This is a genomic window from Microcella sp., assembly GCF_040286215.1.
Lineage (GTDB): Bacteria > Actinomycetota > Actinomycetes > Actinomycetales > Microbacteriaceae > Microcella.
Window position 1 is genome coordinate 158,282 of the sequence record NZ_JAVKCK010000006.1, and the last position, 13,618, is coordinate 171,899.

The 13,618-nt window shown below is 69.8% G+C and carries 14 protein-coding genes and 2 tRNA genes; 12 read left to right on the top strand and 4 right to left on the bottom strand.

Annotation, left to right across the window (positions count from 1 at the left end; translation table 11 throughout):
* The first annotated feature begins 3 nt into the window (after positions 1 to 3).
* Together RJQ01_RS03105 and RJQ01_RS03110 are read left to right on the top strand one after the other, a co-directional pair.
* On the top strand, positions 4 to 969 hold the full coding sequence (locus tag RJQ01_RS03105; protein WP_350475247.1) for an EamA family transporter: 966 nt from the start codon (positions 4 to 6) through the stop codon (positions 967 to 969).
* 54 nt (positions 970 to 1,023) lie between these two features.
* Complete coding sequence (locus tag RJQ01_RS03110) at positions 1,024 to 1,821, top strand: hypothetical protein (RefSeq protein ID WP_350475248.1); 798 nt, start codon at positions 1,024 to 1,026, stop codon at positions 1,819 to 1,821.
* Between the two features lie 321 nt (positions 1,822 to 2,142).
* Here the strand turns inward: RJQ01_RS03110 and RJQ01_RS03115 are convergent, their stop codons facing one another.
* Positions 2,143 to 3,822, bottom strand: coding sequence for a choice-of-anchor Q domain-containing protein (locus RJQ01_RS03115; RefSeq protein ID WP_350475249.1), 1,680 nt, complete (start codon positions 3,820 to 3,822; stop codon positions 2,143 to 2,145).
* A 127-nt stretch (positions 3,823 to 3,949) separates the two neighbouring features.
* On the opposite strand from RJQ01_RS03115, the gene RJQ01_RS03120 reads away from it, so the two are divergent.
* Entirely contained in the window at positions 3,950 to 5,401 is a 1,452-nt protein-coding gene (locus RJQ01_RS03120; protein ID WP_350475250.1) for a class I adenylate-forming enzyme family protein, read from the top strand.
* Here RJQ01_RS03120 and RJQ01_RS03125 read toward each other — a convergent pair.
* Positions 5,364 to 6,455, bottom strand: a complete 1,092-nt coding sequence (locus RJQ01_RS03125) for a serine hydrolase domain-containing protein (protein ID WP_350475251.1) — start codon at positions 6,453 to 6,455, stop codon at positions 5,364 to 5,366. The genes RJQ01_RS03120 and RJQ01_RS03125 overlap by 38 nt on opposite strands.
* Positions 6,456 to 6,567: 112 nt before the next feature.
* Between RJQ01_RS03125 and RJQ01_RS03130 the strand changes: the two genes are divergently transcribed.
* On the top strand, positions 6,568 to 8,379 hold the full coding sequence (locus tag RJQ01_RS03130; protein ID WP_350475252.1) for a trypsin-like serine protease: 1,812 nt from the start codon (positions 6,568 to 6,570) through the stop codon (positions 8,377 to 8,379).
* 86 nt (positions 8,380 to 8,465) lie between these two features.
* Here RJQ01_RS03130 and RJQ01_RS03135 read toward each other — a convergent pair.
* Positions 8,466 to 8,538 (bottom strand) — tRNA-Arg (locus RJQ01_RS03135).
* A gap of 73 nt (positions 8,539 to 8,611) precedes the next feature.
* Between RJQ01_RS03135 and RJQ01_RS03140 the strand changes: the two genes are divergently transcribed.
* Complete coding sequence (locus tag RJQ01_RS03140; RefSeq protein ID WP_350475253.1) at positions 8,612 to 9,331, top strand: potassium channel family protein; 720 nt, start codon at positions 8,612 to 8,614, stop codon at positions 9,329 to 9,331.
* On the opposite strand, the gene RJQ01_RS03145 is transcribed toward RJQ01_RS03140, so the two are convergent.
* On the bottom strand, positions 9,268 to 9,531 hold the full coding sequence (locus tag RJQ01_RS03145; RefSeq protein WP_350475254.1) for a thioredoxin domain-containing protein: 264 nt from the start codon (positions 9,529 to 9,531) through the stop codon (positions 9,268 to 9,270). The genes RJQ01_RS03140 and RJQ01_RS03145 overlap by 64 nt on opposite strands.
* Positions 9,532 to 9,698: 167 nt before the next feature.
* Between RJQ01_RS03145 and RJQ01_RS03150 the strand changes: the two genes are divergently transcribed.
* The 7 genes from RJQ01_RS03150 to RJQ01_RS03180 all read left to right on the top strand — a co-directional run bounded on the left by RJQ01_RS03150 (position 9,699) and on the right by RJQ01_RS03180 (position 13,616).
* On the top strand, positions 9,699 to 10,346 hold the full coding sequence (locus RJQ01_RS03150) for a GDSL-type esterase/lipase family protein (protein WP_350475255.1): 648 nt from the start codon (positions 9,699 to 9,701) through the stop codon (positions 10,344 to 10,346).
* Positions 10,347 to 10,355: 9 nt separating this feature from the next.
* A complete protein-coding gene (gene orn / locus RJQ01_RS03155) occupies positions 10,356 to 10,976 on the top strand; it encodes an oligoribonuclease (protein ID WP_350475256.1) in 621 nt (206 codons plus the stop codon).
* A 38-nt stretch (positions 10,977 to 11,014) separates the two neighbouring features.
* Positions 11,015 to 11,090 (top strand) — tRNA-His (locus tag RJQ01_RS03160).
* 94 nt (positions 11,091 to 11,184) lie between these two features.
* Entirely contained in the window at positions 11,185 to 11,490 is a 306-nt protein-coding gene (clpS, locus tag RJQ01_RS03165) for an ATP-dependent Clp protease adapter ClpS (RefSeq protein ID WP_350475257.1), read from the top strand.
* Positions 11,487 to 12,014 (top strand): DUF2017 family protein, encoded by a 528-nt coding sequence (locus RJQ01_RS03170; protein WP_350475258.1) that lies wholly within the window; start codon positions 11,487 to 11,489, stop codon positions 12,012 to 12,014. Before clpS ends, RJQ01_RS03170 begins: the two co-directional genes overlap by 4 nt.
* Positions 12,004 to 12,375: a metallopeptidase family protein gene (locus tag RJQ01_RS03175; RefSeq protein WP_350475259.1), complete on the top strand. Its 372-nt coding sequence runs from the start codon at positions 12,004 to 12,006 to the stop codon at positions 12,373 to 12,375. The genes RJQ01_RS03170 and RJQ01_RS03175 overlap by 11 nt, the downstream gene beginning before the upstream one ends.
* On the top strand, positions 12,372 to 13,616 hold the full coding sequence (locus RJQ01_RS03180) for a D-alanyl-D-alanine carboxypeptidase family protein (RefSeq protein ID WP_350475260.1): 1,245 nt from the start codon (positions 12,372 to 12,374) through the stop codon (positions 13,614 to 13,616). The genes RJQ01_RS03175 and RJQ01_RS03180 overlap by 4 nt, the downstream gene beginning before the upstream one ends.
* Positions 13,617 to 13,618: the final 2 nt, after the last annotated feature.

Below are 13,618 nucleotides of genomic sequence, written 5' to 3' on the forward strand. Positions count from 1 at the left end.
ACCGTGGGATACGTCTACGCCCTGCTGGCCGCGGTGCTGTTCGGCGCGAACGGCAGCGTCACCAAGCTCATCATGGCGGCGGGGCTGACGCCCGCGCAGGTCACGCAGTTCCGCCTCGTGGGCGCTGCTCTCATCGCCGGGGCGGTGCTGCTCGTGATCGACCGTCGGGCTTTTCGCATGCCGCGGCGGCAGTGGCCGATCATGATCGTGCTGGGCGTCGTGGGAGTCGCCTTCCTGCAAGGCACCTACGCCGCTGCGGTACAGCTGCTGCCGGTCGGCATCGCCCTGCTGCTCGAGTACCTGGCCGTTCTGCTCGTCGCCCTTGTGGCGTTCTTCTTCTTCCACGAGAAGGTGAAGGCACGGCTGTGGGTCGCGATCGGGCTCGTGCTCGTCGGGCTCGCGGTGGTCGCGCAAGTGTGGGCGAGCACTCTCAACGCGCTGGGGGTGCTTTTCGGCCTCGCAGCGGCGATCTGCCTCGCCACGTACTTCCTCGTCGGGGAGAAGCAGGTCGTGCGCACATCGCCGCTCGCCGTGTCGTTCTGGACGATGTCGTTCGCGGCGATCTTCTGGGCTTTCGTGAGCGGCTGGTGGCAGCTCGACCCGAGCGTGTTCACCGCGCCGGTCGACCTCGGCGGCCAGGGAGCCGAGCTTCTGGTACCGATGTGGCTGCCGCTCGCCTGGAACGTGGCACTCGGGTCATTCGCGCCGTTCATGCTCAGCCTCGCGTCGCTGCGATACCTGACGGCGACCGCGGCGGGCATCGTCGCCTCCTCGGAGGTGGTGTTCGCGTTCGCTGTGGCGTGGTTGTGGCTCGGGGAGACCTTGGGATTCGTGCAAGTGGCCGGGGCGGCGGTCGTGCTGGCGGGCATCGTCCTCGCCCAGACAGCCCGCAGTACGAAGACCGTCGTCGACGCCGATCTGGCCCTCAACACGGGGCCGATCACCACTGTCGATATCCCCGCGCGCTGATCTTTCGTCAGGTTGAGGCTCGCCACGACCCCTGTTCGGGGGTACAGTGCTGGCATGACATGGGGGAATGATGTCGTCCAATGGTGGGCCTCGGATGACGGCTGGCGCGTGCTCACGGGCGCGGTCATCCCCGCACTCTCGATTCTGGTCGCCGGAGTCGTCGCGGCGCTTATCGCCCGCGGCTCGACGAAGCGCCTGCTGAAGCACCATGATCGGGATGCTCTCACCAGCGCCGTCGGTGCTTTCGTACTCGCCGGGCGCACCGCAGCCGAGTGGCACGACCACGACGACGCCGAGCGGCGCCGTGTCGACCAGCTCATCTCAGAGGCGGAGACGCGCCTGCGCCTGCTGCCGATACCCGGCGCGGCCCTCGCCGCGAACTGGGCCAGCCACCAGCTGGAGTCGATGAAGGGTCACTCCTCGGGCTTCCGCTTCCAGGCCCAGCAGACTCTCGGCGACTATCGCGACGCGCTCATCACGTGGTCGCAGAAGCCACGTACGGCCAAGAAGCTGTTCGGCGCCGACCTCGAGCGCTGGCGTTACGAGACCGCCGAGACCGCCGAGCCGCCTGTGCACGACATGCCGCCCGTGTCGTCGGACGCGACCCCGACCGAGGCATCGTCTGACGCCTCCCCCTCGACCCGATCAGCAACCGCGCCCCAGCTGCCCGAGCCGCCCGCCACGACGGGCCCCGTGCGCGATCCCGCGCTCGCCGCCGCACTCGCCGCCGCTCCTCCCCCGAGCAGCCGCACCGCCGCAAGCCCGGCGATCGTCGACGATGCCGAGGATGCACCACGACCTATGGCCGCATCGATCGTGCGCGAGCGCATCACGTCCACCGACCAGGACTGAGCATCCGGCGCCGGCTCGCGGAGGAGCCGACGTCCCCAGCAGCGCCAGGCCGATCACGAGCGCTGCGATGGCTGCACCTGCGAGCTGCGCCGTGGGCGCGCCCGTTTCGGCGTGCTCGAGACACCGGGTATCCGCCGCGGCGACGACGAGAGTCAGGTCGCCCGGCGCGGTCACTCCGAATGCACCGCAGGAGAACCGTGCTCCCGCGACGTCAGGCATCACGATGCGCTGGGTATCGACACCCGTGATCACGCGCATTAGCGAGCGGAAGGCGCTCGCGGCCGGTGGAGAGGGAGTGCCCTCAGCCGGTCAGTCCGTTCATCAGCGCGTGGCGCGACGCGTGGCGCCGCGCGTCGACGCGACCACCATGGCGCCCGCGGCCAGCAGCGCAGCGCCGAGCCACCCGAGCGCGTTCGTCGACGCGGGGCCGGTCGCGGCGAGCTCGGCATCGCCGAACTCGAAGGCTCCCGCGTCGCGCAGTCCGGTGCGCTCCTCACCGCGCTGGTCGAGGTCTGGGCTGTCGGAGGTTGCCGCGAGCTCAGAGGCAGCGGCGAACTCCGATGCCTCGGCGAAGCCGGTCGACGCGGTCGGCCCGAAGCCGAAGCCATCCTCGAACACGTCTGCGGGCACTGCGTCGATGGCGGGGCTGCCCGGCACGAGAGCAACGGTCTGCGTGGTTCCGCCGTTGCCGGCGAGCGCGGGGCTACTGCCGAAGATCTCGGTCTTCGATCGTGAGAACAGCGTGCTCTCGGCCGGCGCGGTCAGTGCGGTCTCGACCGCCTGGGAGGTGGAGAAGACGTTGCCGCCCTCGTCGGCGAACTCAGGGGCGTCGACCTCGTCGATCCGACCCAGCTGCGGGAGACCACGCGAACCGGCGAAGATGCTGCCGCCGATAGACATCGTGTTGGAATCGTCGATGCCGGGGTAAATGAAGACCGCCTCCGCGGACTCTCCCCCTTCGTCGCCCTGCGCAGTGTTGTCGAGGAACGTCGACAAGGCGATCTGACCTTCCGCACCGGCGAGGGCGCCGCCGACCCCGTTCGTGTCGTTGCCGACGAAGGTCGAGTTCAGCACGAGTGCCGCGCCGTAGCCCGCGAACCCGCCGCCAGCGAGCTCAGCGGTGTTCTCCACGAAGGTCGTGCCGATCGCTGCTCCGTACGTCCCCCCGGCCACGCCGCCGCCGATCGGCGATTCGTTGCCCGTGAACGTGGAGTCGATACTCGCCATCAGGACGCCGTACAGCCCCCCACCGGCCTCGCTCGAGACGTTGTCGGTGAAGGTCGAATCACTGACGAGCACCGCATAGCCGAAGACAGCACCGCCGAACTCGCTCGCGGAGTTGCCGGTGAACGTCGAGCCCTGGATCGCGAAGAAGTCGCTCGAGCGGTTGTAGATCGCGCCACCCGAGTAGCCGTCGGGGTCGGCGACGCCCGTGGCGTTGTCGACGAAGACAGAATCAATGATCTCCACGTCGTTGCCGGAGGAGTCCTCGACGTAGATGGCACCCCCGTCGAGCACCGCTGAGTTTGAGTCGAACCGCGAGTTCTCGACGAGCAGATCGCCGTCGATGAGGATCGCGCCGCCGAACGCGCCAGAGCCGTCGACCATGGCGAGATTCTGCACCGTGAGCGACGAGCCGGTCGTTCCCTCGATGATGCGCGTGAGGTTCTGACCGTTGAGCTCTGCGCCGCTGAGCCCGAACAGCGTCAGAGAGTGGTCGAAGGTGAGCTGCTCGGTGAGCGGGAAGCTGCCGGAGAGGCACACGATGGCCGTGTCGGCATCGAGGAGCGCTTGGATGTCTGCGGCGCCGTCGCCGGGTGCCGTCAGTGTGTTCGTGCCATCGCAGTCATCCGAGGTCGCCGCGAAAGCGGGAGCGGCGCCGGCCGCACCCATGCCGACGATGAGGCCACCGGAGGCGACGGCGGCGGCGGCGCGCGTCGCGCGACGCCGAACAGGAGCACTCCGGGCGGGCAACGGCTCGTACCGCATCAGAACGGTCATGGCAGGGACTCCTCGGGCATCGGGTCCGGCGAAAGACGTGTCGTCGAGGCAGGCAGGGGCTCTCGTAGAACCCTACAGTGGTGATCGCCCCTGAAACAGTCTCTTTTCCGCGAGCGGAGCGCCGCCCATGTTCAGCCCCCTGCAGCGACTGACGCAGCATGCCGATGAGCGACCCGATGACCCGGCGCTCATCGCCGCCGAAGGAACGATGACCTTCGCCGAGCTCGACCGCGCCGTGAGCGCCGTCGCGGCACGACTGCGCGCGCTCGGTGTCGCGCCGCGCCAGGTCGTCGCGACCGACCTCGCGCCGGCCGACGACTGGATCGTCACGCTGGCCCTGCTGCGCATTGCGACACGCACGGTGTCGCTGACCGCGGTCGGTTCCGTTCCGGGGTTCGTGCCGGATGCTGTGCTCGCCCGACCCGGAAGCGACGCCGTCGAAGCGCCTCTCGTGCAGACGGTCGACCGGCTGTGGATCGAGCAGGTGGTGGCGGAGCACGACGAGAACGCGGAGACCGCTCGAGCCTCCACCGTGCTCTACCCGCGGTCGGATTCGATCTGCCGCCTCATCCTGACCAGCGGAACAACCGGCACACCGCGACCCGCAGAGCTGACGGTCGGAGCAGTGGAGCACCGACTGGCGAATCTGCACCACTACTGGACCGACCATCGTCGTGAGCTCAACCTCATGACGCTCTCCACCACGGGCGGGTTTCACACAGCGCTGGCCTGCCTCATGCACGGCACGCCCTACCTCACCGTGGATCCGGGAGGAGACCGGCACTTCGCGCGCGCCGCGAGCGCGCGCGTGCAGGTGCTCACCGGGTCGCCCGTGCAGGTCGGGCACGCGATGGTGGTGCTGCGTGAGCGAGGCATCGAGCTGCAGGGCCTCGAGGAGGTGCGCACCGCGGGCGCGGCGGCCTCGCCGACGCTTCTGGGTGAGATCGCCCGCACGCTCGCCGTGCCGGTGCGCGGTGTGTACGGCTCGACCGAGGGCGGTGGAGTGTGCACACGCATGCTGCACCGCGGGGGCGAGCCCGATGATGTCGGCGAACCCGTGCCGGGCATCCGGCTGGAGATCGTCGATGAGACGGGGCAGCCGGTGCCCGCCGGGGAGACCGGAGACGTGCGCTACCGGGGCCCAGCCCTCGCCTCCGGCTACTCCGGTGCCGACCCCGATCGCCGCTTTCGCGACGGCTGGTTCCACCCGGGCGACCGCGGGCGGCTCACCGCGGAAGGACATCTCGTGCTCGCAGGGCGGACGTCAGAGCTCGTCAACGTGGGCGGCGTCAAGATCGACCCCGCGAGCGTCGACCGAGCGATCGAGGGCTTCCCCGGGCTGAAAGACGGCGGAAGCTTCCTCATCGAGCGGCTCCCCGGCGTGCCCGAGCTGGGTCTCGCGGTCGTGGCCGACGCCTCCTGCGACCTCAGGGCCCTCGATCGCCTGCTGCGTCAGCGGTTGCCCGGCAAGCACCCGACCGTCTTCGGGCACGTCTCGGTCATCCCACGCAATCGCATGGGCAAGGTCGAACGCGGCCGGCTCACCGAGGAGTTCCGCCGACGGCTCGAGCTCGAGTGAGCCGAGAGGGGCGCGCGGCACGCAGCGCCCCGAGGAGGAGGCGGAACGACAGACGCGGCACGGCGAGCTGATTGATCGTGCCGACGACGCAGACGCCGCTCACGGGATCGGCGAACATGACGTGACCGGTCATGCCGGCATGGCCGACGAGCACCCCGGGTCGCGGAAGACCGGTGAGCAGGCGCGGCAGCGTGAGGGCCATGATGCCCACCCCGTACTCGACGCGGGGGAACAGTCTGAGCCGGTCGCGCAGCGCGAGCTCGAGGCCCGCCGGGTCGAGCGCCTCGCCATCCAGGAGCGCGCGCAGGAAGCGCATCGAGTCGGAGACGGAGGAGACCATGGCTCCCTCGGCACCGAGTGAGGCCAGGCGGCGCGTGCCGCGATACGACTGGAGACCGTGCAGGATGGGCGACATCGACTGCGCGGCCGTGAGGTTCTGCGGCGTGAGCAGAGCGGTGTCGCGCAGCCCCAGAGGCTCCAGCAGCTCCGACTGCAGCACAGCATCGAGCGGGCGGCCGTGCACTGCCTCGATCAGCCGCCCCACTAGCTGGTAGTTCGTGAAGCTGTACTGGGCGCGACCGCTGTGCGGCGCGAACGGCGCATCCATGCCGCGAGCCAGCTCGAGCGTCTCCTCGTAGGTCCACCCAGGGTCGGCCGCTGTGGCCACGGCGATGTCGCCGGAGGGATCGAGGGCTTTCTGCGCGTAGTAGTTGGGGATGCCCGAGGTGTGGGCGAGCACGTCCCGCACGGTGATCTCCTCCGCGTGATCGACGCCCCCGTAGCGGTTGAGGTCGCGAAGATCGTCGCGCGGCAGGATGCTCACGAGAGGCTGCTCGAGCGTCAGGTCGCCCGCGGCGACCCTCCGCAGCACGAGCGTGGCGGCGAACAGCTTGGTGGTGCTCGCGATGGCGTGCGTCCGCTGCGCCGACGAGGCCAGCCACTCGTAGTCGAGGTCTCCTCCCCGATGGGCGACCCGCAGCGCCAGCTCGCTCACTCTCACATCGGCGCTCATGCGTCGACACAGAGCGTCCAGTCGTTGCTCTGGAGTGCGCACGACCAGAGGGTACTCCACCGATTCACCGCAGCACTTCCCCTGAGCGGTGCTCACCGTTTAGGGTGACGATGACGCATCACCCTCGAGGCGCCGCGATACCTGCTGTAGGAAAGTGAGACGCCTCGTGTCCTTCCTGTCTGCGCGCCGAGCGCGCGTCGCTGCCGCCCTGACTGCTCTGGGAGGCGTCGTCCTCTCGGTCGCGATGGCCCCCGCCGCGGTAGGGCGCACTGCCGGTGATGACGCCTACGACCCGTCGATCGTCGGAGGCTCGCCCATCGCGATCTCTGCCGCACCGTGGCAGGCCGCCCTCGTCTTCGCCGGCTACAACGACTTCCAGGGTCAGTTCTGCGGCGGGTCGATCGTCTCCTCGTGGGAGATCGTCACCGCGGCGCACTGCGTCGACGATCCTGACGTCGGCCCGCTCCCACCATCGCAGCTGCGCATCGTGGTGGGCACATCCGAGCTCAGCACGTCCACGAGCACGGGCCTTGCCGTCGCGTCCATCGAGGTGCATTCGGAGTGGGATGACCGGCAGTATCTGTACGACCTCGCCATCGTGCGTCTGGCATCACCCCTGACCCTGGTCGAGGGCCGCACAGAGCCGATCGCGATCGCCGAGACCTCCCCCGCAGCAGGCGACCCCGTCGTCGTCACCGGGTGGGGCAGCACGTCACGAGACCAGGATGCTCCCGTCTGGCCGACGAAGCTTCGCACGGCAACCCTGCAGGCCGTCGCCGACAACCCGTGCGGCGCGGCTCTGTCTGCATACGGCAGCATCCTGAAGCCGACCGCCCTGTGCGCCGCGTCACCGACGTTCAGCGCCGACACCTGCCAGGGCGACAGCGGCGGGCCGCTCACGTACCTCCATGAGGGCCGTTGGGTTCTCGCGGGAGTCACCAGCTGGGGAGTCGGATGCGCCGAAGCATCGTTCCCCGGCGTGTACACCGAGGTGAGCTACTTCGCCTCGTGGATCGGCGAACGTCTGACCGGCAGCCCGCAGCGCATCGCCCGCATCTCGGGAGACGACAGGTATGCCACAGCCATCGCCATCTCGCGCGCGGCCTTCCCCGACCCCGTCGACGGCACTCCCGTCGTGTTCATCGCCTCCGGCGTGAATTTCCCTGACGCGCTCAGCGCGGGTCCGGCAGCGGCCGCGCTGGGCGGACCCCTCCTGCTGACCAGCCCGACGACGCTCCCCAGCTCGGTACGAGCCGAGCTCTCACGATTGAAGCCCGACAAGATCTGGGTGGTCGGCGGCACAGGCGCCGTGTCAGCGCGGGTCTACTCAGCCCTCGCCGACCTCGCCCCCGAGATCGACCGCGTGTTCGGATCAGACCGCTACGAGACCTCCCGAGCGGTGACCAGGCTCGGATTCACCTCCAACGATGACGGTGGCCTTCCCGGTGCGGCGACCGTGTACATCGCCACTGGTGCGGGTTTCGCCGATGCCCTGGCCGCGGGTGCCGCCGCCGGCTCAGCACCAGCCCCGGTCGTCCTGGTGCCGGGCACGGCGGCACGCGTCGACTCCGCCACGAGCGCGCTCCTCGCGGAGCTCGGTGCAACGAGCATCCAGGTCGTGGGAGGCACCGGGGCTGTCTCGGCCAGCATGTTCCGCTCGCTCGACGAGCGCGCGGCGGCTGAGCGTCTGGCCGGCGCTGATCGCATCGCCACCGCTGTCGCCGTGAATGCGTCCGCGTTCTCCTCGAGCGAGTTCGTCTACCTCACGAACGCGTACTCCTTCCCTGACGCGCTGGCGGGAGGTGTGCTCGCCACCCTCGAACCGGGGCCGATGTTCACGGTTCCTGCCACGTGCGTGCCCCGCGCCGTGCTCGCCGCGATCGCGAACCTCGGAGCGGACGAGGTGCGGTTGCTCGGGGGTACCGGAGTGCTCTCCGTTCGGGTGGCCCAGCTGCGCCGCTGCTAGAGCGGCACCGCGAGACTCGCTCCGCGCCCCCGGCAGGAATCGAACCTGCGACCAAGAGATGAGACAGCACCGCGAGACTCGCTCCGCGCCCCCGGCAGGAATCGAACCTGCGACCAAGAGATTAGAAGGCTCCTGCTCTATCCGCTGAGCTACGGGGGCATCGCGCGCGACCAGGATACTGGTCGCCCGCCGCCTCTGGCCGAGTCGGACGGTGATTCCGTAGCCTCGGGTGATGACCTACGCACACTGGACCCGCGTCTCGGAGTGGCCGCTCGCGGCCGCCGCTCTCGTCTTCTTCGGCATCTACGCCTGGCTCGTGATCGGTGAACCGCCCACCGCTTTGGAGATCGCGATCGAGGTGGTGCTCGTGATCATCTGGGCCGTCTTCGTGCTCGACTACGTCATGCGCCTCGCACTGACCACGAATCGTGTGCAGTGGTTCGTGCGGCATCTGCACCTGCTGGCGATCGTGATCCTGCCGTTCTTCCGGCCGCTGTACCTCATCCGCCTGATCAGTCTCGTAGGACTGCTGAGCAAGGCGAGCGCGTTCCGCGGACAGGTGACCATGTACTTGGTGACCGCGTCGAGCATGCTCATCCTCATCGCCTCGGTTGCGATCCTCGACGTGGAGCAGGATGCGCCCGGCGCCCTCATCACCTCCTTCGGCGACGCGATCTGGTGGGCATTCGTGACGATTACGACGGTCGGCTACGGCGATCTGTACCCCGTCACGACGGCCGGTCGACTGGTCGCGGCAGGCCTCATGGTCGCAGGCATCGCCCTGCTGGGCTCGGTGACGGCGACGTTCGCATCATGGTTCGTCGAGCGCGTCGCGGCACCGGCGACCGCGGCAGCGGCGGAGACGGACGAGGTGGACGAGGACAGGGTTCAGTCGGCCGCGGAAGCGAGTGCGGCGAGCAGCCGCGGCAGCGGCGGAACTCCGTCGGCCTGAATGACCACCTCGCCGTCGTCGTCGAGGATCACAACGGTGGGGGTGCGCGTGACGCCCCGCGATTCTGCGCGTTCGAGGTGGTGGGCCACGTCGAGATCTTCCCAGTGCAGCGCCGACACGAGCCGAGCGGCCTCGGCGACGACATCGCGCGCGCGGTGGCAGGGCTCGCAGAACGCTGACGTGAAGAGCTCAAGACGCATGGGTCGAGCCTAGAGGCGCAGCATCCGCGCACGCTGGTGTTGGCGTGCAACGCGAACGCGCCGCGTCTCGCGTAAGGAGGCGAACGCCGGATGAATACTGTGTGACCTCTAATTCTCGACCGCGCGCGTGTCGCCGCGTGTTCACCCGCAGGGGTGAGACTCGTGGGATGGCACGCTGGGGGAACTACTGCGCGCTCGGCGACTCGGTGAGCGTCATGCGTCGCGGTGCGAGCGATCTCGCGTTCGACTCCCCGGCGTGGTCGTGGACGGACCGCGTGGCCCTCGCGGTGGAGAGCGTGGCGCGACTGCGCGGCGAAGCGGCTCGCGGATGCTCGCTCGCACGCCCCGGCGCCACGGTCGAGCACGTCGTGCACGACCAGGTTCCTCGGGCGATCGCCGAGGGCGCCGATCTTGTGACGATCCTCATCGGCACCTCGGAGCTTCTGGATGGTTCTGCACGGCCCGCTCCGCTCGCCCGCCGCCTCGAGTCGGGCGTGCGCGTTCTGGCCGCGGCCGGTATCGACGTCGTCCTCGCGACGTGCCTGAACCCGGCAACCGCGATCGTGCCCCGAAGACGGCGTGTGCGCACGGCCGAGTTCACGGCCGAGCTGTGGTCGATCGCCCGCACCCACGACGCGTCAGTCGTTGACGCCTGGTCGCTGCGCGATGCACGCCTGCGGCCACTCGGCTCCGGTGATCGCGTGCAGCTCGGGGAGGACGGTCACCGCCAGCTGGGCACTCGCGCGGTTCACGTGCTCGGGCTTCCGTTCGTCGAGCTGGGCAGCCGCCCTCGAGCGTCGGCGGGCGACGGCTAGACTGCCCGGGTGAGTGCCGCTACCGATCGTCTCGTCTGGATCGACTGCGAGATGACGGGGCTCGATCTCGCCGTCGACGACCTCATCGAGGTCGCGGTGGTCGTCACGAACTACGATCTCGAGCCCGTGCACGAGGGCTTCTCGATCGTGATCGCCCCGACCGAGCGCGGTCTCGCGAGCATGAGCGATTTCGTGCGCGACATGCACGCCTCGAGCGGGCTTCTCGACGAGCTTCCCGAAGGCGTGCCGCTCGACGATGCCCAGGCGCAGATCATGGCGTACCTCACCGAGCATGTTCCGACCGCCGGTCAGTCTCCCCTGGCGGGCAACACGATCGGCACCGATCGAGCGTTCCTTGCCCGCTCCCTCCCCGAGGTCGACGCGCACCTGCACTACCGCAGCGTCGACGTCTCCTCCATCAAGGAGCTCGTGCGCCGCTGGTTTCCCCGCATCTACTTCAATGCGCCGGCGAAGGACGGCGGCCACCGCGCCATGGCCGACATTCTCGAGTCGATCCGCGAGCTCGACTACTACCGCCGGGCAGGCTTCGTCGCCGAGCCGGGGCCCAGTTCTGACGAGGCCCAAGCGGTTGCGGCCGACATCGTGCAGAAGTGGGAGCCTCGCCTGTAATACACTGGGGCGGCAGCGTGCGCGAGCACGATGGCACGGTGGGTATAGCTCAGCTGGTAGAGCGCCTCGTTGTGGTCGAGGAGGCCGCGGGTTCAAGCCCCGTTACTCACCCCACTCATCGATCGGGCCCGGGATCCTCCCGGGCCCGATCGCACTCCCACCCCGCGTCCCGGCGCGTTTCTGCAGGAGGCTGCGGGAGACTGGTGGGGTGACTCCCCCCGCCGGCACCTCCTCGTCCGTCGCCGAGAGGCTCGACGAGCAGACACTCCATGCCTCGCAGGTTCCGTGGTCGACGGTGATCTGGAACGACCCGGTGAACCTCATGAGCTATGTCTCGTGGGTGTTCCGCCGGCACTTCGGCATTTCGCGCGAGGACGCCGAGCGCGCGATGCTCGCCGTGCACACCGACGGTCGGGCCACGGTGGCCGAGGGCAACCGCGAGGCTATGGAGCGGCATGTGGAGGCGATGCACGAGTACGGGCTTTGGGCGACCGTCGAGCGGGCTCCGCGATGAGGGGCTTCCAGCCGACGGCGGCGGGGTGGCAGGCCGTACTGGAGCCGGAGGAGGCGCGCATCCTGCTCTCGCTGAGCCGTCAACTGCAGTCTCTGCTCGCCGACAGCCTCGAACCGGATGCTCTCGCGGACGGAGCGGTGCGTCGACTGCTGCCCGATGCCTACCGCGATGACCCGGACGCCGCGGAGGAGTGGCGGCGGCTGAGCCGTCGCGGGCTGGTCGAGCGCAAGGTCGCGCATGCGGCCACCCTCAGCAGGGCTCTCGCGGGCCCCGCCGCGGCCGCCGAGCCGTCGACGATCACGATCGACGCGGACGACGCGCTCGACTGGGTGCGCGCCGTGGGCGACCTGCGGCTCGTGATCGCCGACCGCATCGGCATCGTCGTCGACGGCGATGAGGGCACGACGTCGGAGCCAGGTCTGCAGGAGCTCTACGACTGGCTCGCGTGGATTCAGGATGACCTCGTGCGGGCGCTCGACGGTGACGGGAGCGGTCTCGGGAACGGTGACGACGGTGTCGAGTGAGCCCTCCGCGCTCGACCTGGACGAGGCCGCGTTCGAGCGGCTCGTCGTGGAGGAGCTCGACGCGCTGCCCGACGAGATGGTGGAGGGTCTCGACAACGTCATCTTCGTCACGGAGTCGAGACCCGAGGACGGCTCTCTCGACCTGCTAGGGCTGTACGAGGGGGTGGCGCTCACCGATCGCGGCCAGTACGGCTTCGGCGAGCTGCCCGACCGCATCATCCTCTTCCGGGAGCCTCTGCTCGCGGCCGCCGACGGCGATCTCGAGGAATTGCGCGCGCAGATCCACGTCACCCTCGTGCACGAGATCGCCCACTTCTACGGCATCGACGACGACGAACTGCATCGCCTGGGGTGGGCGTGAGCAGCGGTGCGCGGCGCGCGCGCGCGATCGTGAGCGGCGTGATCGCCGTCGTCGTGGTCGGCGGGGCCGCCTACGCTGCCGCAGCGCTCCTGAGTCCGCTGCCGGCGCTGAGCGTGGAATCGCGCGCACTCGACGTGAGCGGGGTGGGCGCCTCGCTCGACCAGCTCGTGCTGCCAGAGGCCGGCGCGGCGGCGGTGTCGCTGCCCTCAGGCGAGCCGGTTCTCGCCGGCGACGTCGAGCCGCGGCCGATGGCGGGTGTCGCCAAACTCGTGCTCGCGCACGTCGCCCTCGACGCTGAGCCGATCGAGGCGGGACGCACCGGCGAGGCCGTCGAGATCGATGCCGCGACCGCGGCCCGCTTCCGCGAGCTCTCGGCGGCCGGCGCGCGCACCGTGCCCGTGCAGCAGGGGCAGGTCTGGACGCGCCGCGACCTGCTCGCGGCGACCGTCATCGGCTCGGGCAACAACACCGCCGAGCTGCTCATGCTGGAGGTCTTCGGCGGCCTCGGCACCTACACGGCGGCGGCCGCGAAGTGGCTCGACGTCGCCGGGCTCTCGGATACCGACGTCGTCGACGCGACGGGCCTCGACTCGGGCAACGTCTCGACGGCGCACGACCTCGCGCGGCTGGCCCAGCTCACCCTCGCGCACCCCGTGCTCGGTGAGCTCATGTCCGACCGTCCGCTCAGCGCCACCTCGGGCGCAACATGGGGCGATGAGGCCGCGTACGTGGTCGACACCGGAGCGATCGGTCTTGCCCGCACCTACACGGATGCGGCCGGTGTCGTGCTGCTCCTGGCCGTGCCCGTCGTACCGGTCGGCGCGGACCCCGAGTCGGCTGTGCCCGTCGCTCTCGCGCTGCAGGGCCAGCCAGGCTACCCCCGGGCGGAGGAGGCCGTGCGCGCGCTGATCGCCTCCCTCGCCGATGTCGTCGCGCCGACGACCCTCGTCGAGGCGGGCGCCAGCGTCGGCGAGCTGCGATCGTCGTGGGGCCAGAGCTCGAGCATCATCGCCCGTGACGCGATCGCCGTCACCCAGCTGGACGCCAGCACGATCGACGTGCGCCTCGACGTGCCCGAGCGCCAGACGGTGCTCGAGGGCACGACCGTCGGGCGCCTCGTCGTCTCGACCCCCGACGGTGAGCAGGTCTCCCCACTCGTGGCGGGGGCCACGATCGCGCAGCCGGGCGTCGCCTGGCGCTTCGCCGATCCGGCGACGGTCATCGGCCGCTGGACGGGCTGAGG

What these genes read in the sequence shown, in the direction of transcription:
- RJQ01_RS03110 (WP_350475248.1), top strand. Translation starts at nt 1,024, where the DNA reads ATGACATGGGGGAATGATGTCGTCCAATGGTGGGCCTCGGATGACGGC.
- RJQ01_RS03115 (WP_350475249.1), bottom strand. Translation starts at nt 3,822, where the DNA reads ATGACCGTTCTGATGCGGTACGAGCCGTTGCCCGCCCGGAGTGCTCCT.
- RJQ01_RS03120 (WP_350475250.1), top strand. Translation starts at nt 3,950, where the DNA reads ATGTTCAGCCCCCTGCAGCGACTGACGCAGCATGCCGATGAGCGACCC.
- RJQ01_RS03140 (WP_350475253.1), top strand. Translation starts at nt 8,612, where the DNA reads ATGACCTACGCACACTGGACCCGCGTCTCGGAGTGGCCGCTCGCGGCC.
- RJQ01_RS03145 (WP_350475254.1), bottom strand. Translation starts at nt 9,531, where the DNA reads ATGCGTCTTGAGCTCTTCACGTCAGCGTTCTGCGAGCCCTGCCACCGC.
- RJQ01_RS03150 (WP_350475255.1), top strand. Translation starts at nt 9,699, where the DNA reads ATGGCACGCTGGGGGAACTACTGCGCGCTCGGCGACTCGGTGAGCGTC.
- RJQ01_RS03170 (WP_350475258.1), top strand. Translation starts at nt 11,487, where the DNA reads ATGAGGGGCTTCCAGCCGACGGCGGCGGGGTGGCAGGCCGTACTGGAG.